The 19,308-nt window shown below is 60.2% G+C and carries 18 protein-coding genes; 7 read left to right on the forward strand and 11 right to left on the reverse strand.

Annotated features, from left to right (window positions below; all coding sequences use genetic code 11):
- Window positions 1–12 precede the first annotated feature (12 nt).
- From V6M90_RS14710 to argE, 6 genes are all read right to left on the reverse strand, one after another.
- Window positions 13–981 carry a sulfonate ABC transporter substrate-binding protein gene (locus V6M90_RS14710; protein WP_305428067.1) on the reverse strand — a complete coding sequence of 323 codons (969 nt, stop codon included), beginning with the start codon at window positions 979–981 and terminating at the stop codon, window positions 13–15.
- A gap of 93 nt (window positions 982–1,074) precedes the next feature.
- Entirely contained in the window at window positions 1,075–1,668 is a 594-nt protein-coding gene (gene ssuE, locus V6M90_RS14715; RefSeq protein WP_003176788.1) for an NADPH-dependent FMN reductase, read from the reverse strand.
- 256 nt (window positions 1,669–1,924) lie between these two features.
- Window positions 1,925–2,563 (reverse strand): peroxiredoxin, encoded by a 639-nt coding sequence (locus V6M90_RS14720; protein ID WP_003176789.1) that lies wholly within the window; start codon window positions 2,561–2,563, stop codon window positions 1,925–1,927.
- 292 nt (window positions 2,564–2,855) lie between these two features.
- On the reverse strand, window positions 2,856–4,256 hold the full coding sequence (locus V6M90_RS14725; RefSeq protein WP_078735127.1) for an OprD family porin: 1,401 nt from the start codon (window positions 4,254–4,256) through the stop codon (window positions 2,856–2,858).
- A gap of 575 nt (window positions 4,257–4,831) precedes the next feature.
- The gene (gene argA, locus V6M90_RS14730; RefSeq protein WP_003176791.1) at window positions 4,832–6,133 is read right to left on the reverse strand and encodes an amino-acid N-acetyltransferase; all 1,302 of its coding nucleotides are present in this window, start codon (window positions 6,131–6,133) and stop codon (window positions 4,832–4,834) included.
- A gap of 135 nt (window positions 6,134–6,268) precedes the next feature.
- Window positions 6,269–7,417 carry an acetylornithine deacetylase gene (gene argE, locus V6M90_RS14735; RefSeq protein WP_332846720.1) on the reverse strand — a complete coding sequence of 383 codons (1,149 nt, stop codon included), beginning with the start codon at window positions 7,415–7,417 and terminating at the stop codon, window positions 6,269–6,271.
- 158 nt (window positions 7,418–7,575) lie between these two features.
- Here argE and V6M90_RS14740 point away from each other — a divergent pair, with 158 nt between their 5' ends.
- Entirely contained in the window at window positions 7,576–8,943 is a 1,368-nt protein-coding gene (locus V6M90_RS14740) for a CYTH domain-containing protein (RefSeq protein WP_141062881.1), read from the forward strand.
- 80 nt (window positions 8,944–9,023) lie between these two features.
- On the opposite strand, the gene V6M90_RS14745 is transcribed toward V6M90_RS14740, so the two are convergent.
- The gene (locus V6M90_RS14745) at window positions 9,024–9,494 is read right to left on the reverse strand and encodes an Lrp/AsnC family transcriptional regulator (protein ID WP_003176794.1); all 471 of its coding nucleotides are present in this window, start codon (window positions 9,492–9,494) and stop codon (window positions 9,024–9,026) included.
- A 127-nt stretch (window positions 9,495–9,621) separates the two neighbouring features.
- Here V6M90_RS14745 and V6M90_RS14750 point away from each other — a divergent pair, with 127 nt between their 5' ends.
- The 6 genes from V6M90_RS14750 (at window position 9,622) to V6M90_RS14775 (ending at window position 14,869) form a co-directional block, all read left to right on the forward strand.
- On the forward strand, window positions 9,622–9,960 hold the full coding sequence (locus tag V6M90_RS14750) for a hypothetical protein (protein WP_003176795.1): 339 nt from the start codon (window positions 9,622–9,624) through the stop codon (window positions 9,958–9,960).
- An 83-nt stretch (window positions 9,961–10,043) separates the two neighbouring features.
- Window positions 10,044–11,723 (forward strand): GspE/PulE family protein, encoded by a 1,680-nt coding sequence (locus V6M90_RS14755; RefSeq protein WP_003176796.1) that lies wholly within the window; start codon window positions 10,044–10,046, stop codon window positions 11,721–11,723.
- Between the two features lie 77 nt (window positions 11,724–11,800).
- Window positions 11,801–12,721 (forward strand): SPFH domain-containing protein, encoded by a 921-nt coding sequence (locus tag V6M90_RS14760; RefSeq protein WP_003176797.1) that lies wholly within the window; start codon window positions 11,801–11,803, stop codon window positions 12,719–12,721.
- Between the two features lie 10 nt (window positions 12,722–12,731).
- Window positions 12,732–13,178, forward strand: coding sequence for an NfeD family protein (locus V6M90_RS14765; RefSeq protein ID WP_003176798.1), 447 nt, complete (start codon window positions 12,732–12,734; stop codon window positions 13,176–13,178).
- 69 nt (window positions 13,179–13,247) lie between these two features.
- Window positions 13,248–13,562, forward strand: coding sequence for a DUF2388 domain-containing protein (locus V6M90_RS14770; RefSeq protein ID WP_003176799.1), 315 nt, complete (start codon window positions 13,248–13,250; stop codon window positions 13,560–13,562).
- A gap of 164 nt (window positions 13,563–13,726) precedes the next feature.
- Complete coding sequence (locus V6M90_RS14775) at window positions 13,727–14,869, forward strand: DegT/DnrJ/EryC1/StrS family aminotransferase (RefSeq protein ID WP_003176800.1); 1,143 nt, start codon at window positions 13,727–13,729, stop codon at window positions 14,867–14,869.
- A gap of 64 nt (window positions 14,870–14,933) precedes the next feature.
- Here the strand turns inward: V6M90_RS14775 and gcvH are convergent, their stop codons facing one another.
- The 4 genes from gcvH to V6M90_RS14795 form a co-directional block, all read right to left on the reverse strand.
- Complete coding sequence (gcvH, locus tag V6M90_RS14780; RefSeq protein ID WP_332846721.1) at window positions 14,934–15,317, reverse strand: glycine cleavage system protein GcvH; 384 nt, start codon at window positions 15,315–15,317, stop codon at window positions 14,934–14,936.
- Window positions 15,318–15,369: 52 nt separating this feature from the next.
- Window positions 15,370–16,452 carry a glycine cleavage system aminomethyltransferase GcvT gene (gene gcvT, locus V6M90_RS14785; protein WP_332846722.1) on the reverse strand — a complete coding sequence of 361 codons (1,083 nt, stop codon included), beginning with the start codon at window positions 16,450–16,452 and terminating at the stop codon, window positions 15,370–15,372.
- 156 nt (window positions 16,453–16,608) lie between these two features.
- Entirely contained in the window at window positions 16,609–18,225 is a 1,617-nt protein-coding gene (locus V6M90_RS14790) for an ABC transporter permease (RefSeq protein ID WP_305428072.1), read from the reverse strand.
- A 67-nt stretch (window positions 18,226–18,292) separates the two neighbouring features.
- Window positions 18,293–19,297: an extracellular solute-binding protein gene (locus V6M90_RS14795; protein WP_003176804.1), complete on the reverse strand. Its 1,005-nt coding sequence runs from the start codon at window positions 19,295–19,297 to the stop codon at window positions 18,293–18,295.
- Between the last annotated feature and the right edge of the window lie 11 nt (window positions 19,298–19,308).

The following is a 19,308-nucleotide window of genomic DNA, read 5'->3' on the forward strand; positions in this document are numbered from 1 at the left end:
GAAGAAATCGGATTACGGCGCGTTGGCCACCGCGGCGGGTGGTGTCCAGATCACGTCCTTGATGCTCAAGGGTTTGGGGATCAATTTGAGTTGATAGAAGCTGTCGGCGATTTTCTGTTGGGCGGCGACCACTTCCGGGGTCAGGAACAACGCGCCATAGCCCTGGCGTTTCACCGAGGTCAGGGTGATGTCAGCCGGCAGGCCAAGCAGCGGCGCGACTTGTTCAGTGACTTCCTGCGGATTGGCCTTGGACCATTCGCCCACCGCGCGTACTTCTTCCACCAGCGCCTTGATCACCTGCGGGTGTTGCTCGGCATACGGCTTGGTCGCCAGGTAGAACTGGTGGTTGTCAGCAATGCCGGTGCCGTCACGCAAGGTGCGCGCTTGCAGCTGTTTCTCGGCGGCGGCCTGGTACGGGTCCCAGATCACCCAGGCGTCCACGCTGCCACGCTCGAACGCGGCGCGGGCATCGGCGGGCGGCAGGAACACGGTTTGTACGTCGGTGTATTTCAGGCCGGCGTCTTCCAGGGCACGTACCAGCAGGTAGTGCACGTTGGAGCCTTTATTGAGCACGATTTTCTTGCCCTTGAGCTCGGCCACCGATTTGATCGTCGAGTCTTTCGGCACCAGGATCGCTTCGCTGGTCGGTGCCGGCGGCTCGTAGGCCACATAGAGCAGATCGGCACCGGCGGCCTGGGCAAACACCGGCGGGGTTTCGCCGGTAACGCCGAAGTCGATGGAGCCGACGTTCAGGCCCTCAAGCAGCTGCGGGCCGCCGGGGAACTCGGTCCATTGCACCTGCACGCCTTGGGCCGCCAGGCGTTTTTCCAGGGTGCCCTTGGCTTTGAGCAACACCAGGGTGCCGTATTTCTGATAACCGATCCGCAGGGTCTCGGCGGCTTGGGCTTGAACAATGGCGCCGAAGGACACAGCCGCAGCAAACAGTGCGACCAGACCACGACGCAAGATGACAGTGCGCATGGCGCTCTCTCCAAATATGCGTTTAGGGTTTTGGCTGCACCTGCTTGGCCGTTGGCGGCTGAGTAAGGTGAGTGTTTCTTGAGTGGGTAAGGCTCAGATGCTCCAGCGAGCCGTCAGCAAACGGTCATTCAAAGCATGCGGGTCCAACGGTTTCGGGCGACGAGCCATGGCGCTGTAGAGCGTTTCCAGCGCCTCGTGCAAACGGTGTTCAAGCACCGGCACCAACTGCGCCTGGGCACTGCCTTCGCCATAGGCGATCTGGCTGTCTTCGGCAAAGATCCCGTGGAGTAATTCCTGGGCCTTGAGGGCCGACAACACCGGCTTCAGCGCGTAGTCCACCGCCAGCATATGGGCGATGCTGCCGCCAGTGGCCATCGGCAAAACGACCTTGTGCGCCAGGGCGCGTTCGGGCAGCAGGTCGAGCACGGTTTTCAGCGCGCCGGAGAACGAGGCCTTGTAGACCGGCGTGGCTATCACCAAGCCATCCGCATTAGCCACTTGCTGCAACAGGTCGATGACCTTGGGGCTGTCGAAGCGCGCATGCAGCAAGTCTTCGGCCGGGAAGTCCCGTACCTGGTAACTCACCACTTCAACGCCTTTGTCTTGCAACCATTGACGGGTTTTTTCCAGCAAGACCCCGGAGCGGGAACGCTGGCTGGGACTGCCTCCGAGTGTGACGACCAACATGCAGGTATTCCTTGAGCAAGTGCCGGCGGTTCGCTGGGTGGGCGATGGCGCCAAGATGAAACAGACCTTACCAGCAGATTTATATATCTATAAATCTTATTTATTCATTTGTTTATTCTTAAAATGCATATATCACCCATCAATCGCCAGGCGAAAAAAAAGGCCGTCGAAACGGCCTGAAACCCCCTGCAATGTGAGCGTTGAAATGCGGTCAACCTGTGGGAGGGGGCTTGCTCCCTCCCGCAGAGGTCCCGCGTCAGCGGTTAGGTTGTGGGGTAAGCCGCAGATACGGCTTCACTGCCCTGTAACCCTTTGGAAAGCGCTTCTTGATCTCTTCCTCGTCCTTGAGCGACGGCACGATCACCACTTCATCGCCGTCCTGCCAGTTGGCGGGGGTAGCGACCTTGTGGTTGTCGGTCAGCTGCAGCGAGTCGATGACTCGCAGGATTTCGTGGAAGTTACGGCCGGTACTCGCCGGGTAGGTGATGGTCAGGCGAATCTTTTTGTTCGGGTCGATCACGAACAGGGAACGCACGGTGAGGGTGTCACTGGCGTTGGGGTGGATCAGGTCGTAAAGGTCCGAGACCTTGCGGTCGGCGTCCGCCAGGATCGGGAAGTTGACGACGGTGTTCTGGGTCTCATTGATGTCTTCGATCCACTTGTGATGCGAGTCCACCGGGTCGACCGACAGGGCGATGGCCTTGACGCCACGCCTGGCGAATTCATCCTTGAGCTTGGCGGTAAAGCCCAGCTCGGTGGTGCACACCGGGGTGAAGTCAGCCGGATGGGAAAACAACACACCCCAGCTGTCGCCAAGCCATTCGTGAAAACGAATCTTGCCGGCGCTGGAATCCTGTTCGAAGTCGGGGGCGATATCGCCCAGTCTTAGGCTCATGGTGTGGCTCCTGATGAGTGCTTATGGAGCCACTGTGCATGGATTGACGCTGATTTAAAAAGAATAAATATCGATTTATCTAGACGATAAAAGAATATTAAAAATGTGTTCATTGGACGCGGGAAAGGGCGAGGTGCACCATTGCTTTCAAGGTTCGAGAAGGCCTTGAGACGCTGTACAAAGAGGGGTTTCAGGAAGGGCTTGCGGGGGTTTAGCCCGACTTGAAAGGCAAGACACCTTGCCCGGCGTTGCGCCGGGCAAGGTTTTACGGTCTTACAACAGCATTACGCTATTACAGCAGTGGCAGCGAGTAACTGACGATCACACGGTTTTCGTCTTGGTTACGCTGACCGGCAATATCGTTGCGCCACATGGCGTTTTTCCAGGCCACGCCAACGTTCTTGAAAGTACCTTCTGGTACGACGTAGGCAACAGTGATGTCACGTTCCCACTCGTTCGCGCCATTGGAGTTTGTTTGGACCTGAGCAACACCCACCCGGCCGCGAGTATCGATATTGTCGCCACGCAGATAAACCACACCGGCGGTCAAGCCTGGTACGCCAACTTTGGCGAAGTCGTACGCGTAACGAGCTTGCCAAGTACGCTCGCCAGCACGGGCGAATTTGGCGATCTGCGAGTCAGTGGTCAAGTAAGCCGACGAACCGTCACCTTGGTTCAACCATGGGAAGTCGCTGTTGCCGTTGCTGACCTGGTAACCACCACCGAAGGTGTGACCGGCCACCGAGTACAGGAACAAACCGCTGTAAAGGTTGTTGTCGACTTTACCTTTGGTGACGTTAGCGCCAGCAGCGTTAGTGCCGTAGTCACCAGTGGTGAAGTAGTTCGCGTCGTTGCTGTTGGCACCGTCAGCGCGGCTGTTGAAGTAGCGCAGGTCGGTTTTCAACACGCCAGGACCGATCGCCCAGTTGTGCAGCAAGCCCAGGAAGTGCTGCTTGTAGAACTGATCCAGATTGCCGTAGTAGTACTGGGCAGTCAGGTCTTTGGTGATCTTGTAGTCGCCACCGGCGTAGATGAACTTGTTGCTGTCGCGGCCAGCGGCGGTACGGCCGTTGGCGCCCGCGAGAGACAGGTTCTCGACGTTGCTGGAGTTACGACCCTTGGCCTTTTCGATCTGACCGGCAACCAGCGTCAGGTCCTTGATGTCGTTGGTGGTGATCTGGCCACCCTGGAAAGTCTGCGGCAGCAGACGACCATCGTTGGTGATGATTACCGGCAGCTTAGGCTGCAAAGTACCCAACTTCAGTTCGGTCTGGGAGATCTTGGCTTTAGCGGTCAGGCCCAGGCTGGAGTAGTTATCAACGGCTTCGCCATTGGACTTGCTCGGGAAAACCGTGCCGCCATAGGAGCCAGCGTTGCCAGCCGACGCAGCGGTTGCACCGTTGGTGCCGCCGCCCGAATCCAGACGTACGCCCAGCAGGCCGATAGCGTCAAGACCGAAGCCTACGGTGCCTTGGGTGTAACCGGAGATGAAGCGCAGGTCGAAAGCTTGGCCCCACTCTTCCGATTTGTTCTGCGCGCCGGCCGCCTTGGTAGCGTCGTCACGGTTATCGGTATTGATGTAAAAGTTACGCAGACCCAGTGTGGCCTTGCTGTCTTCGATGAAACCGGCAGCGCCTGCTTGCTGGGCGATTGCGCCCAAAGCTACAGCCAAAGCCAAGGTGGACTTATTCATGTACCGCTCCTCTCATTTCTAATTTTTGTATTTCTTCGGTCTCGGGTCTGACGCCCTCGATCCACAGATGCGCGATTAGCGCCGGATAGTGACTGGCAAGTCAATCGTAACCTTGTGTGTCTACTACCTTCGTCTAATCACAGTTGTTTTGGTCCCTGCAGGGTAATGAGTTTTTCATACACCCAAAAAGAATTGTTTCATTCTTTTTCATACGATTTGGGAATAAGCCTTTACGTGACATGGAGCAGTCAGGGTAGACCAACCGTTCCATAAGCTCATTCCTAAAGGGTATTTGTTAGCACTTTTTTAGATCGATTAGGGTGGACGCTCCATTACATACGTCACCCATGATCAAAAAGGCGACGCCATCATGGCGAAACGCACATCCTCCAGTCAATTTGTTACAGTTTTTGTGTCACTAATAATTTCTTTGCCGACCGCAATCTACCCACAGTCGCCATCCCGTTATCGGCGTGAGATCAAGAATGCTTAAATTTCAGTTGTGACTTGAAAGACCGAGCCGCCGAGCAGGCCGGTGCTTACGCGAGCCTGCTCGGTGGTCGGAGGGGAGGGTTTTACAAGGCTTTCTCGAAGATCTTCGAATTACGCTGATAGTTGTACAGCGAGGCACGCGCCGACGGCAGGCGGTCCACACTGCTTGGCACAAACCCCCGCTCGCGGAACCAGTGGGCGGTGCGCGTGGTGAGTACGAACAAGGTTTTCAGCCCCTGGGCCCGCGCACGGGTCTGGATGCGCTCCAGCAACACGTCACCTCGCGCGCCATGGCGGTATTCCGGGTTCACCGCCAGGCAGGCCAGCTCGCCGGCGTCCGAATCGGCGATCTGATACAGCGCCGCACAGGCGATGATCATGCCCTCGCGCTCGACCACACTGAACTGCTCGATTTCACGCTCCAGCACTTCCCGCGAACGACGCACCAAAATGCCCTGTTCTTCCAGTGGGCTGATCAGGTCGAGCAAGCCGCCGACGTCTTCAATCGCCGCCTCGCGCACTTGTTCGAACTGCTCCTGCGCCACCAGCGTACCGCCGCCGTCGCGGGTGAACAGCTCCGTGAGCAAGGCGCCGTCCTCGGCGTAGCTGACGATATGACTGCGCCCTACCCCGCCACGGCAAGCCTCGGCCGCCGCATCAAGCAGTTCGGCCTGGTAGTTGCTGCTGCCCAGGCGTTGCAGGTGGGCCGGTACCTGTTGCGGGCGCAGCTCGCGCACCAGGCGGCCATTTTCGTCGATCAGACCTAGATCGGCACCGAACAGCAGCAGCTTATCGGCACCCAGATCGATGGCGGCGCGGGTGGCGACGTCTTCGCAGGCCAGGTTAAAAATCTCACCCGTGGGTGAATACCCCAGTGGCGACAGCAGCACGATGGAGCGCTCATCCAACAGACGGTTGATGCCCTTGCGGTCGACGCGGCGCACTTCGCCGGTGTGGTGGTAGTCCACACCTTCCAGCACGCCGATCGGACGCGCGGTCACCAGGTTGCCGCTGGCCACCCGCAGGCGCGAGCCCTGCATGGGCGACGAGGCCATGTCCATCGACAAGCGCGCTTCGATGGCGATACGCAGGTGGCCGACCGCGTCGATCACACATTCCAGCGTTGCGGCATCGGTGATGCGCATGCCTTCGTGATAAATCGGGGTCAGACCACGCGCTTCAAGGCGCGCTTCGATCTGCGGGCGCGAACCGTGGACCAGCACCAGCCGCACGCCCAGGCTGTGCAGCAGCACCAGGTCGTGGACGATATTGCCGAAGTTCGGATGGTCCACACCGTCGCCGGGCAGCATGACCACAAAGGTGCAGTCGCGGTGGGCGTTGATGTAGGGCGAAGCGTGACGAAGCCAATTGACGTATTCGGGCATAACACCTGGGCCTGTAATAAAAAGCAGCCAAACAAGGATGAATCGTGGAAGCGCACAGCGGGCTGATGGTTATCGTCGGAACAGGCTTGGCGACACGCTCACTCTCCTTTTATGTACGAACAGGCAAGGGCTAATTTATGCGGGTTTCAGGCAGTAATGTTCGATCAGTTCCCGCAATAGACGCACTGTAGGCGCCAAGCGTGACATTTCGAGGTACTCGCCCGGCTGGTGAGCACAGGCGATATCGCCAGGGCCCAATACCAGGGTTTCACACCCAAGGCGCTGAAGATAAGGCGCTTCGGTGCCGAACGCCACTGCTTCGGCACGATGACCGGTCAATCGTTCCGCCACCCGCACCAGTTCGGCGTCTTCCGGTTGTTCGAACGGCGGCACTTCGGGGAACAGCGGCGCGTAGTCGATCTTGACCTTGTGGCGCTCGGCCAGGGGTTCGAGCTTCTGCCGGATGGCCGCGCGCAGCACTTGCGGGTCCATGCCCGGCAAGGGCCGCAGGTCGAACTCCAGTGAGCACTGACCGCAAATGCGGTTGGGGTTGTCGCCGCCGTGGATACAGCCAAAGTTCATGGTCGGCTGCGGCACGCTGAATTGCGGGTTGCGGTATTCACGCTGCCAGGCCAGGCGCAGACCGCGCAATTCGCCGATGGCATCGTGCATCGCTTCAAGAGCGCTGTGGCCCAGGCTGGGGTCCGACGAGTGGCCACTCTGGCCCAGGATATCGATGCGCTCCATCATCACGCCTTTATGCAGGCGGATCGGTTTGAGCCCGGTGGGCTCGCCGATCACCGCCGCGCGGCCCAGTGGACGCCCGGCTTCGGCCAGCGCGCGGGCGCCGGACATGGAGCTTTCCTCATCGCAGGTGGCGAGGATCAGCAAGGGTTGCCTGAACGGCTGGTCCAGCAGCGGCAACACCGCTTCAATCGCCAGAGCGAAAAAGCCCTTCATGTCGCAACTGCCCAATCCTACCCAGCGGCCGTCGACTTCAGTCAGCTTGAGCGGGTCGGTTTTCCACAGCGCGGCGTCATAGGGCACCGTATCGCTATGGCCCGCCAGCACCAGGCCGCCAGGACCACTGCCGAAACTTGCCAGCAGGTTGAATTTGCCGGGACTGACCTGCTGGATGTCGATAGCAAACCCCAGGTCGCCCAGCCAATTGGCGAGCAAATCGATCACCGGGCGGTTGGTCTGGTCGAGAGAGGCTTGGGTGCAACTGACCGAAGGCGCGGCAATCAGCGCGGCGAACTGCTCTTTCATGGACGGTAATGGCATGCGCGGCCTCTCAACTTCCCGGATGAACCCCACTATAGAACCATCTGCACGACACAATAAACCGTTGCGGCACGTTGCCGGGCTCACTCCTGTACACTGCACGGCCTTGGCAGCCACCTTTTTCCCCGGCTGCGCTCCCGATCCTGGATTTTCCGGCCATGCAGAAAGAAACCGAAATCAAGCTCCGCGTCAGCCGCGAAACACTCGCCGCGCTGCGTGAGCACCCGCTACTGAAAAAACGCAACAAAAGTGGCTGGGAACGCCTTGAGTTGATGAATCAGTATTTCGACACCCCCGAACGCGACCTGGCCCAGGCCAAAGTCGCCCTGCGTTTGCGCAAGGACGGTGACGCCATCATCCAGACCCTCAAGACCCGCGGCCAGAGCGTCGCCGGTTTGTCGGAACGCAACGAGTACAACTGGGACCTGCCCAAAGCCAAACTCGACGTGAAGAAACTCGACGGCGAATGCTGGCCCGAGCAACTGGCCGAGCTGGACAAAAAGACCCTCAAGCCGATCTTCACCACCGATTTCGTGCGCGAACGCGCCGAAATCGCCTGGGGCCGTGGCAAGGCCAAGGTGGTGATCGAGGCCGCGTTGGACCTGGGCCACGTAGTGGTCGGCAAGCAGAAAGAAGAAATCTGCGAGCTGGAACTGGAACTGCGCGAAGGTGAACCGGCTGCCCTGCTGGAACTGGCCGCTGAATTGGCCGCGACCCTGGCGCTGATGCCATGCGATATCAGCAAGGCCGAGCGCGGCTACCGCCTGTACGATGCAGGCAGCTACTCCCTGAGCCTGCCGGCACCGCAGATCCAGGCCGAAATGCCATTGGACGACGCCTTCGCCGCAATCATGTGGCACCTGCTGGGCAGCAGCCAGCGCCTGGCCGAGCAATACCGCTTCAATGGCCACTGGCGCCTGCTGCAGGACTGGGTCGACAACCTCGGTGAGTTGCGCGCCCTGATCGGCAGCCTCGGCCAGGCCGCACCGCGCCAATCCACCGCCGAACTGCGCAGCGCACTGGATGCCCTGCTGGAAGACTGGCGCCCGCTGGTACAGGCCGGTGACGACGACGAAGACATTCGCAAAGCCGCACCCGAGCAGTTCGCCGAAGAACTGGAGGACCTGCGCTGGGGCCTGTTCTCACTGAACACTTCGCGCTGGCTGCTGGCCCGCAGCTGGACCGCCGAGCGTAACGTGCGGGGCAACCGTCAGGGCGCCGCGCAAATCACCAACTGGCTGCCGCGCCTGCTGGCCGACGATGCCGTCGCCCTGCAACTGCCGCGCTACCAGCAACAGCCGGAAGACCTGGCCGAGCAACTGCCGCGTATCGAACGCATCCAGGCCTGGCTGCACCATGCACGCCAGGTGGTGGACATCCCGGAACTGGACCGGTTGTACGGCGAGCTGAACAAGCTGGTGCAACTGGCCAATCAGCCGATCACCGATGAGTCGCTGGATGCGCGGATGCATCAGGCGATTGCGGTGTATCAGAACCGCGCCTGGAAGACTCTTCTGCGTCTGTAAGATCGCCATCGACGGCAAGCCCCTCCAGCGTGGGAGGGGCGGTACGACGATTCGACTTGCCCCCGATGAGGCCCTGCCTGTCAGCGCAACACTGGCAGGCTGGTGGTGGACTTGATCTCCGACAACGCCACGATCGAATTGACCTCCTGAATCCCCGGCACCATCGACAACTTGTCGAAGAAAAACCGCTCATACGCCTCAATGTCCGACGCCACGATGCGCAGCAGAAAATCCACCGCGCCCATCAGCACGTAACACTCCAATACTTCCGGAAAGCCACGAATCGCCTCGGTGAACTCGGTGAAGTTGGATCGCCCGTGAGCGTTGAGTTTGACCTCGGCGAAAATCTGCGTGTTAAGGCCGATCTTCTTGCGGTCCAGCAGGGTCACCTGGCCGCGGATCACACCCTCGTCCTTGAGCCGTTGGATGCGCCGCCAGCAGGGCGACTGGGACAGGCCGACCTGCTCGGCGATCTGCGCACTCGAGAGCGAAGCATCCTCTTGCAGCAGGGCCAGGATGCGGCGGTCATAAGCGTCCAATTGGCTGTGCATAGAAATACCTTTTATAGCGATATTCTTGAATTAGATGATTCGAATAATGTTGAATCAAGTTCATCTTAGATAAGAAATCTCCGTAGGCGAATGTAAAAATTTCTTCAGTCGAAACTGGAGAGCCAACATGCACGTCGTCGAAACTACCCACCCCGATACCCGCGTCGATGCATGGGCCGTCAATAACGCCCATTGCCAGGCCCATTACCAGATCGTCGCCGAGGCTGAACCGGATGTGTTGTGTCGGGTGCTTAACTATTTCGCGCTGCAGTTTCTGACGCCTCGGCAGGTCAGTGTGACTCGGCAAGACGACGTGCTGAGCATCGAGATCGTGATGGACGGCTTGAGCTGGCATCGGGCCCAGGTGATCGGTGAAAAGATTCGAAACCTGATCAGCGTGTGCACGCTGGATGTGTGGCCGGCCGACTCCGTGGGCCCGCAGGCGGTGTCGGCAGCCGCCCGGTAAAAGCCTGCAATACACGGCGGGCGGCGAATATTCAGGGGGTGGCTAGCCTGGGAGTACGTCCGAGGTTACCCAGGAAAACCCACATGTCTGTTGATCGACGATTGGAATTGCATCAATTGCTGCCGGCTTTGGTCGGTTCCGAACTGATCAGCGACGACACCGCAAAGCGCTTGTCGAAACTGCCCGCCGGCAACACCCAGCATCCGCTGGAGCACGTCGCAACCCTCGGGCCCTGCCTGGAAACCCTGACCCAATGGCTTGCCCAGCATGTCGGGCAACCTTATCTGCGCATCGACCCACTGAAGATCGACGTGGCGACGGTGGTGCCGCTGATGTCCCATGCCTTTGCCCAGCGCCACGGAATCCTTGCCGTGGCGGTGGACGCGCAGTCCGTCACGATCGCCAGCGCCCAACCCCTCGTCACCGCTTGGGAGGCCGGGCTGGCGCAGGTGCTCAAGCGTTCCATCACGCGCGTGGTGGCCAACCCCCAGGAGATTACGCGCTGTATCGGCGAGTTTTATCGGCTGGCGAAGTCCGTCAGCGGTGCGGATCAAAAGGTGGCGGTGCCCGGCAACTTCGACCTGCTCAACCTCGGCGCCAGCGACCAGGAACCGGACGCCAACGATGCGCACATCGTCAATATCGTCGATTGGTTGCTGCAGTACGCCTTCAGCCAGCGGGCCAGCGATATCCATATCGAACCTTGCCGTGAACAGGGCCGGGTGCGTTTTCGCATTGATGGGTTGTTGCACGATGTCTACCAGTTTCCACCCCAGGTGACGATGGCGGTGGTCAGCCGGCTCAAGAGCTTGGGACGGATGAACGTGGCGGAAAAACGCAAACCCCAGGACGGCCGGGTCAAGACCAAAAGCCCGACGGGCGCGGAGGTCGAGCTGCGTCTGTCGACCTTGCCTACCGCCTTTGGCGAAAAACTGGTGATGCGGATTTTCGACCCGCAGGTGTTGCTCAAGGACTTCGACCAGTTGGGCCTGTCCCTGGAAGACCAGCAACGCTGGCACGGCATGACCCGCCAGACCAACGGCATCATCCTGGTCACCGGGCCCACCGGCTCCGGCAAGACCAGCACCCTCTACACCACGCTCAAGCAGTTGGCGACCCGCGAAGTCAACCTGTGCACGGTTGAAGACCCGATCGAGATGGTTGAACCCGGCTTCAATCAGATGCAGGTGCAACACAATATCGACCTGACCTTCGCCAGCGGCATCCGCGCACTGCTGCGCCAGGACCCGGACATCATCATGATTGGCGAAATACGCGACCAGGAAACCGCAGAAATGGCGATCCAGGCCGCACTGACCGGGCATTTGGTGCTGTCGACCCTGCACACCAACGACGCGCCCAGTGCGATCAGTCGCTTGCAGGAGCTGGGTATTGCGCATTATTTAATCAAGGCCACGCTGTTAGGCGTGATGGCGCAACGCTTGGTACGGTTGCTGTGCCCTCACTGCAAGCGCGCAACGGGCGACGTGTATGAGGCTGCCGGGTGCGCCGAATGTAGAAACAGCGGGTATCGGGGGCGAGCCGGGGTCTACGAAATCATGGTGCTGGACGATGCGCTCAAGGCGCTGATCACTCCAGGCGCCGACGTTCAGTCCCTGCGGGCCGCCGCTATCGCGCAAGGCATGCATGACCTGCGCATGTCCGGCATGACAAAGGTTGAAGCAGGGCTGACCACGATGGCGGAAGTGTTGCGGGTAACGCCTGGGGATTCGGTAACAAATCCTATGATTACGGCGCTTTGAAACCGTTCTTATCGGTGGCAACACCGTTACAATCGGCGCAACGTCGTTTCACTGACACCATCAGATAGGGAATCGCTATGCAGATCGGAACCGTACTGCTTCTTTTCGTGGGTTTGGCCATCGCCATCCTTTTCATGGGCTTCAAGGTGGTGCCCCAGGGCTACCAGTGGACGGTCGAACGTTTCGGCCGCTATACCAATACCCTCAAGCCTGGCCTGAACATCATCATCCCGGTCATGGACCGCATCGGTCGCAAGATCAACGTGATGGAAAGCGTGCTGGACATCCCGCCCCAGGAAGTGATCACCGCCGACAACGCCACGGTGCAGATCGACGCCGTGTGTTTCTTCCAAGTGGTCAATACCGCCCAGGCCGCCTATGAGGTCAACAACCTCGAACACGCCATTCGCAACCTGCTGCAAACCAATATTCGTACCGTCCTCGGCTCCATGGAGCTGGATGCCATGCTCAGCCAGCGTGACGGCATCAACGAAAAACTCCTGAGAACCGTGGATGAAGCCACCGCGCCGTGGGGCATCAAGATCACCCGTATCGAGATCAAGGACATCAGCCCGCCCGCCGACCTGATGGCCGCCATGTCGGGCCAGATGAAAGCCGAGCGGATCAAGCGCGCGCAAATTCTTGAGGCCGAGGGCCTGCGAGCGTCGGCGATCCTGACGGCCGAAGGTAAAAAGCAGGCGCAGATCCTGGAAGCCGAAGGCAGCCGCCAGGCAGCATTCCTCGAATCCGAAGCCCGTGAGCGTCAGGCCGAGGCGGAAGCACGCGCGACCCAGGTGGTGTCGGAAGCGATCGCCTCGGGCAACGTGCAGGCGGTCAATTACTTCGTCGCGCAAAAATATATCGACGCGCTGGGCAAGCTGGCATCAGCCAACAACAGCAAGGTGATCCTCATGCCGCTTGAAGCCAGCCAGGTGATTGGTGCGGTTGGCGGCATTGGCGAGATCGTCAAGGCCACGTTCGATAACAAGAAAGGCTGAGGCCAGCACCATGTGGGATTTCCTACAGCACCTGTCATTTTGGGATTGGCTGGCACTGGGCACGGTGCTGTTGATCCTTGAGGTCTTCGGCGCCGGCGGTTACCTGTTGTGGATGGGTATCGCCGCTGCGGCCGTGGGTGTGATCAAGTTTCTGGTACCGCCGCTCGGCCTGGAATGGCAACTGTTGTTGTTCGCAGTGTTGTCGATACTGACGGCCGTGTACTGGTGGAAACGCCAACGCAGCAGTGCCAAGGCCAGTGACCAACCTGGGCTGAATGAACGAGGCTCGGAGCTGGTTGGTCGCACCTTCGTGGTGCACCAGGCGATTGTGGACGGCCGGGGCAAGGTGAAAGTCGGTGATGGCGTGTGGATGGTGACCGGCCCCGACAGCCCCGTAGGCGCTCAAGTCCGGGTCGTTGGTCAGGACGGGGTGATTTTAAAGGTTGAAACTGTTTAGTCAGTGATGGAACTCGGTTGGGCTATCTACAATCAAAACCTGCAGATAACCCCACCGGAGTCACCCATCATGCGTCTCAAATATGCTGTCGCCACCCTCGCTGTGCTTTCCCTTCCTGTCGGTTCAGCCATGGCCGACAGTTTCTGGCGCAACGTCATCTCGTCGGGCGCCACCACTGGCTCGACGTACCTGACCTTCAAGGACCACAAGCTGGTGGTTGCCGCACAAGACGACGCCGGCAGCTTCGTTGCCAGCGACGGCGGCATTCGCGGCCCGTACCTGGAAGCCGCCATGCAGAAGGTCCGCGCCGATAACCCAGGCCTGCAAGCCACGGATATGGAACTGGCCAACGCTATCCTCGCGAAGAATGCTGTCACTGAGTAAAACTCGCCCCCCAAAAAGAATGCCGCTTGTTCAAGCGGCATTTTTTTTTGCCCGCCAGGTGACGTTTCATTCACAGACGACAGGCTATATTCAGTCAGGCCGTGCAACCATGCCGGTACTGATAAGCCTCTCATCGCCCACCTGAAACGGATGCCTTCGTCGTCATGAGCCAACAGCCCTTCCTGCCGTTCTCCAAACCTACCATTGATGAAGCCACCATCTCGGCGGTCGGTGATGTACTGCGCTCGGGCTGGATCACCAGCGGCCCGAAAGTACAGGCGTTCGAAGCGCAACTGTCGGAGTACTTTGGCGGCCGGCCGGTGCGTACATTCAACTCAGGCACCTGCACCATGGAGATTGCGTTGCGCATCGCCGGTGTCGGGCCAGGCGATGAAGTCATCACCACGCCGATCTCCTGGGTCGCCACGGCCAACGTGATCCTGGAGGTGGGTGCCACGCCCGTGTTTGCCGATATCGACCCGGTTACCCGCAATATCGACCTGGCCCAGGTAGAAGCCGCGATCACCCCGCGTACCAAGGCAATCATCCCGGTCTACCTGGCAGGCCTGCCGCTGGACATGCCGATGCTTTACGCACTGGCCAACAAGTACAACCTGCGTATCGTCGAAGACGCCGCGCAAGCGCTGGGCTCCAGCTGGGACGGCGAGCGTATTGGCGCCACAGGGGACTTCGTGTCGTTCAGCTTCCAGGCCAATAAGAACATCACGTGTTCCGAAGGCGGCTGCCTGGTTTTGAATAACGCCGAAGAGGCGCGCCTGGCGGAGAAGTACCGCCTGCAAGGCGTCACCCGCAGCGGTTTTGACGGCCTGGATGTGGACGTGTTGGGCGGCAAGTTCAACATGACGGATATCGCCGCCGCCATCGGTCTGGGGCAGTTTGCACATATCGAGCAGATCACCGCCCACCGCCAGAACCTGGCGCGACATTACTTCAAATGCTTCGGCAGCGACTTTGAAGCGCAATACGGCGCACAACTGCCGCCGGCAGATTTCGAAAACAGCAACTGGCACCTGTTCCAACTGGTGCTGCCGGAGCGTCAGGACGGCCTGCCCGCCCGCGCCACCTTCATGGAGCAGATGCAGGCCCATGGTGTCGGCATTGGCTATCACTACCCACCGATTCACCTGCTGAGCCTGTATCGGGCGCAGGGGTTCAAGGAGGGCATGTTCCCGGTGGCGGAAAAGGTTGGGCGCTTGATCGTGTCGTTGCCGATGTTCACGGCGATGACAGAGGCCGATGTGGAGCGGTCGGTGGCGGCGGTAAAAGCAGTCCTGAGAGCAAACTGAACAATCACGGCTGACCTCGTTTGAATGTGGGAGGAAGCAAGCCCCTCCCACATAGGTCTTGCGTTTACTCGCCGATGGCTGCTTTGTAGCCCGCGGCATCCAACAGGTTTTCCAGATCGGCTGGGTTGCTTGGCTTGAGCTTGAAGATCCAGGCGCCGTAAGGGTTGGAGTTCAGCAGCTCAGGGTTGCCATCCAGCTCTTCGTTGACGGCAATCACTTCACCGGCAATCGGCGAGTAGATATCCGAAGCGGCCTTCACCGACTCAACCACGCCTGCCTGGCCTTGAGCCTCGAACGTGGCGCCGACTTCGGCCAGCTCAACAAACACCACATCCCCCAACGCTTCCTGGGCATGGTCGGAGATCCCGACGGTCACGGTGCCGTCAGCTTCGAGTAGGGCCCATTCATGACTTTCGGCAAAACGCAGGTTCGCAGGGATATCGCTCATATTCCGTGTCCTCAAGAAGTAATGTCAGCGGCCTTAGGCCTGCCGGAAATAGTTAGATCAAGGTTTTGCCATGGCGCACAAAGGTCGGTTTGACCACCCGAACCGGGTACCACTTGCCGCGGATTTCCACTTCGGCCCGATCGGCAGTCGCCGTCGGTACACGCGCCAGGGCAATGGATTTGCTCAGCGTAGGAGAGAAACTACCACTGGTGATCTCCCCTTCGCCAACATTGGCGATGCGAACCACCTGGTGAGCGCGTAAAACCCCGCGCTCTTCCAATACCAGCCCGACCAGTTTGGACTGCACACCCGTTGCCAATTCGGCTTCCAATGCCCCACGACCGATAAAATTGCGCTCGGCCGGTTCCCAGGCGATGCTCCAGGCCATGTTGGCGGCCAGGGGCGAAACGTCCTGGTGGATATCCTGGCCGTACAGGTTCATCCCGGCTTCCAGACGCAGGGTATCCCGTGCACCGAGGCCGATCGGTGAAATGCCCGCGCCCACCAGATCATTGAAAAAACCGGGGGCCTGATCCGCAGGCAGGACAATTTCCAGGCCGTCTTCGCCGGTGTAACCGGTGCGGGCGATAAACCAATCGCCATCGGCCTGGCCTTCAAAAGGCTTGAGCTGGCGAATCAGGGTACCGCGCGACTGGGTGACCAGTTCAGCGATCTTTTGCCGGGCATGGGGGCCTTGAATCGCGAGCATGGCCAACTCGGACCGCTCCTGCAACTGCACGGGGTAGTCGCCCAGTTGCGCCTGCATCCAGGCCATGTCCTGGTCGCGGGTGGCGGCGTTGACCACCAACCGATAACCGGTCTCGGTGCGGTACACGATCATATCGTCCACCACGCCGCCCCACTCGTTGAGCATCGCGCTGTACAACGCACGGCCGCAGCCATGCAAACGATCGACGTCATTGGCCAGCAGGTGCCGGAGCCATTCCCTGGCCTGAGGGCCTGTGACATCGATCACGGTCATATGAGATACATCGAACACCCCGCAGTCGCGTCGCACCTGATGGTGCTCTTCAACCTGCGAGCCGTAATGCAGAGGCATATCCCAACCGCCAAAATCGACCATTTTCGCGCCGAGGGCGAGATGCAGGTCATACAGAGGCGTACGCTGTCCCATGGGTTTCTCCTTCCGGGCTTGGCGAGGGTGCGCAGCGCCGCTGTTCGCGGCTGACGCCTTGAAATACAAGGGCTGCAGCCACATACAACGACCCGATCCGAAAGATGGAGCGCACCGAATGCCGCGCATTGTAGCCGCAAGCCGTAGGACTGGCACCTAACCGATGGGTCGGGCGGAGCGGCGGATCAGCCCGATCACCGGCAGCAGGCCCACCAACACCAATGTCAGCGCCGGCAAAGAGGCCCGCGCCCACTCGCCTTCGCTGGTCATTTCAAAGACCCGCACCGCCAGGGTGTCCCAGCCGAACGGGCGCATCAGCAGGGTGGCAGGCATTTCCTTGAGCACATCGACAAACACCAGCAGCGCCGCGCTCAAGGTGCCGGGAAGCAAAAGCGGCAGATACACTTTGCAAAACAGTCGCGGCCCGCTCACGCCCAAACTGCGTGCCGCTTCCGGTAGCGATGGACGGATACGCGCCAGGCTGCTTTCCAGCGGGCCATAGGCCACTGCCAGAAAACGCACCAGATACGCCAGCACCAGCGCCGACAGACTGCCCAACAACAAAGGCTTGCCCGCCCCGCCCAGCCAGCCCGACAGCGGCACCACCAGTTCGCGGTCCAGGTAACTGAACGCCAGCATGATCGACACCGCCAGCACCGAGCCCGGCAGGGCATAACCGACATTGGCCAGGCTGATGCCGGAGCGGATCGCGCGAGTCGGCGCCAGGCGGTTGGCGAACGCCAATACCAGCGCCACGCTGACCGTGAACAGCGCGGCGATCCCGCCCAGGTAAAGCGTGTGGACGATCAGGCCCGAATAGCGCTCATCCAGGTCGAAACGACCGCGCTGCCAGAACCAGGCGACCAATTGCAGCACTGGAATGACAAACGCACAGGCGAATACCAGGCCACACCAACCGCTCGCCGCCGCTGCCTTGACCCCGTGCAGGTGATACAGCGCCTTGCCACGCGGCCGTTCATTGCCGGGCCGACTGGCGCCTCGGGCGCGACGCTCGCCGTAGAGCACCAGCATCACCACCAACAGCAACAGGCTGGCCAGTTGCGCCGCGCTGGACAGGCTGAAAAAGCCGTACCAAGTCTTATAGATGGCCGTGGTGAACGTATCGAAGTTGAACACCGAGACCGCGCCGAAATCCGCCAGGGTTTCCATCAAGGCCAGGGCGACCCCGGCGCCGATCGCCGGTCGCGCCATGGGCAGCGCCACACGCCAGAACGCTTGCCACGGCGATTGCCCCAGCACCCGCGCCGCCTCCATCAGCCCCTTGCCCTGAGCCAGGAATGCGGAGCGCGCCAGCAAGTAGACGTAGGGATAGAACACCAGCACCAATACGATGATCACGCCGCTGGTGGAGCGCACGCGCGGCAGGCGCAAGCCCGTACCGAGCCATTCGCGCAACAGGGTCTGCACCGGGCCGGAAAAATCCAGGAGCCCCACGAAGACGAAGGCCAGCACGTACGCGGGAATGGCAAAAGGCAGCATCAACGCCCAGTCCAGCCAGCGGCGTCCGGGGAATTCGCAAAGGCTGGTCAGCCATGCCAGGCTTACACCCAGCAGCGTTACGCCGATGCCGACGCCCACCACCAACGTCAGGGTGTTGCCCAACAGGCGTGGCATCTGGGTTTCCCAGAGGTGGGACCAGATCTGTGCGTCAATGCTTTGCCAGGACAGCAACAGCACGCTCAGCGGCAGCAGCACCAGGGCAGCGACGGTGAAGACCGGCAGGTACCAGCGGCGCTGGGCGGGGTGGGCCAAGGGTTAACTCTCTGGGAATAGTATCTAAAGACAAACACAAAACAGTGACATTTCAACCTGCTGTGTGTCAGTTCCAACCCGCCCGATCCATCAACCGAATCGCCTCGGCCTGACGCTTACCCGCCACTTCCACCGGTAACGTGTCGGCCACAAATTTACCCCAGGTCGCCACTTCGGCCGACGGTGGCACCGCCGGGTTGGCCGGAAACTCCTGGTTCACGTCAGCAAATATCTGCTGCGCCTCAGGCGTGGTCATCCATTCCACCAGCGCCTTGGCGGCTTCAGGGTGCGGTGCGTTCTTGGTCAGGCCGATGCCCGACAGGTTCACATGCACGCCACGGTCGCCCTGGTTCGGCCAGAACAGCTTCACTGCCAGGTCCGGTTTCTGCTTGTGCAGGCGGCCGTAGTAGTAGGTGTTGACGATCCCCACGTCGCATTGCCCGGCATTGATTGCTTCCAGCACCGCGATGTCATCGGAGAACACGTCGGTGGACAGGTTATTCACCCAGCCCTTGACGATTGCTTCGGTCTTGGCCGCGCCGTGCGTTTCGATCAGGGTCGCGGTCAGCGACTGGTTATAGACCTTCTTCGCGGTACGCAGGCACAGGCGGCCTTCCCACTGCTTGTCGGCCAGGGCCTCATAAGTGGTCAGGTCACCCGGCTTTACCCGGTCGGTGGAGTAGGCGATGGTTCGCGCGCGCAGGCTCAACCCCGTCCAGGCGTGGGCGGATGAACGGTATTGCAGCGGAATATTCTTGTCGATCACTGCGGAGGTGAACGGTTGCAGGATGCCCATCTGCTCGGCTTGCCAGAGGTTGCCGGCGTCGACGGTGAGCAGCAGGTCGGCGGTGGCGTTTTCGCCCTCGGCCTTGATGCGCTGCATCAGCGGGGCTTCCTTGTCGGTGATGAACTTCACCTGCACACCGGTCTTTTTGGTGTAGGCATCAAACACCGGCTTGATCAGTTCGTCGATGCGTGAGGAGTAAACCACCACCTCGTCGGCTGCCTGCACGGTGGTGCTGCCGATCAGGGTGAGTGCCAGGGCAGTCAGGAGGCGCTTGGGTGCCAACATGGGGGCGGTCT

Source organism: Pseudomonas lactucae (genome assembly GCF_036688725.1).
GTDB classification, from domain to species: Bacteria; Pseudomonadota; Gammaproteobacteria; order Pseudomonadales; family Pseudomonadaceae; genus Aquipseudomonas; species Aquipseudomonas lactucae.

Bases quoted from the DNA above. Each gene is read 5' to 3' on its own strand.
- V6M90_RS14710 (WP_305428067.1), bottom strand. From the start codon at position 981: ATGCGCACTGTCATCTTGCGTCGTGGTCTGGTCGCACTGTTTGCTGCG.
- ssuE (WP_003176788.1), bottom strand. From the start codon at position 1,668: ATGTTGGTCGTCACACTCGGAGGCAGTCCCAGCCAGCGTTCCCGCTCC.
- V6M90_RS14720 (WP_003176789.1), bottom strand. From the start codon at position 2,563: ATGAGCCTAAGACTGGGCGATATCGCCCCCGACTTCGAACAGGATTCC.
- V6M90_RS14725 (WP_078735127.1), bottom strand. From the start codon at position 4,256: ATGAATAAGTCCACCTTGGCTTTGGCTGTAGCTTTGGGCGCAATCGCC.
- argA (WP_003176791.1), bottom strand. From the start codon at position 6,133: ATGCCCGAATACGTCAATTGGCTTCGTCACGCTTCGCCCTACATCAAC.
- argE (WP_332846720.1), bottom strand. From the start codon at position 7,417: ATGCCATTACCGTCCATGAAAGAGCAGTTCGCCGCGCTGATTGCCGCG.
- V6M90_RS14740 (WP_141062881.1), top strand. From the start codon at position 7,576: ATGCAGAAAGAAACCGAAATCAAGCTCCGCGTCAGCCGCGAAACACTC.
- V6M90_RS14745 (WP_003176794.1), bottom strand. From the start codon at position 9,494: ATGCACAGCCAATTGGACGCTTATGACCGCCGCATCCTGGCCCTGCTG.
- V6M90_RS14750 (WP_003176795.1), top strand. From the start codon at position 9,622: ATGCACGTCGTCGAAACTACCCACCCCGATACCCGCGTCGATGCATGG.
- V6M90_RS14755 (WP_003176796.1), top strand. From the start codon at position 10,044: ATGTCTGTTGATCGACGATTGGAATTGCATCAATTGCTGCCGGCTTTG.
- V6M90_RS14760 (WP_003176797.1), top strand. From the start codon at position 11,801: ATGCAGATCGGAACCGTACTGCTTCTTTTCGTGGGTTTGGCCATCGCC.
- V6M90_RS14765 (WP_003176798.1), top strand. From the start codon at position 12,732: ATGTGGGATTTCCTACAGCACCTGTCATTTTGGGATTGGCTGGCACTG.
- V6M90_RS14770 (WP_003176799.1), top strand. From the start codon at position 13,248: ATGCGTCTCAAATATGCTGTCGCCACCCTCGCTGTGCTTTCCCTTCCT.
- V6M90_RS14775 (WP_003176800.1), top strand. From the start codon at position 13,727: ATGAGCCAACAGCCCTTCCTGCCGTTCTCCAAACCTACCATTGATGAA.
- gcvH (WP_332846721.1), bottom strand. From the start codon at position 15,317: ATGAGCGATATCCCTGCGAACCTGCGTTTTGCCGAAAGTCATGAATGG.
- gcvT (WP_332846722.1), bottom strand. From the start codon at position 16,452: ATGGGACAGCGTACGCCTCTGTATGACCTGCATCTCGCCCTCGGCGCG.
- V6M90_RS14795 (WP_003176804.1), bottom strand. From the start codon at position 19,297: ATGTTGGCACCCAAGCGCCTCCTGACTGCCCTGGCACTCACCCTGATC.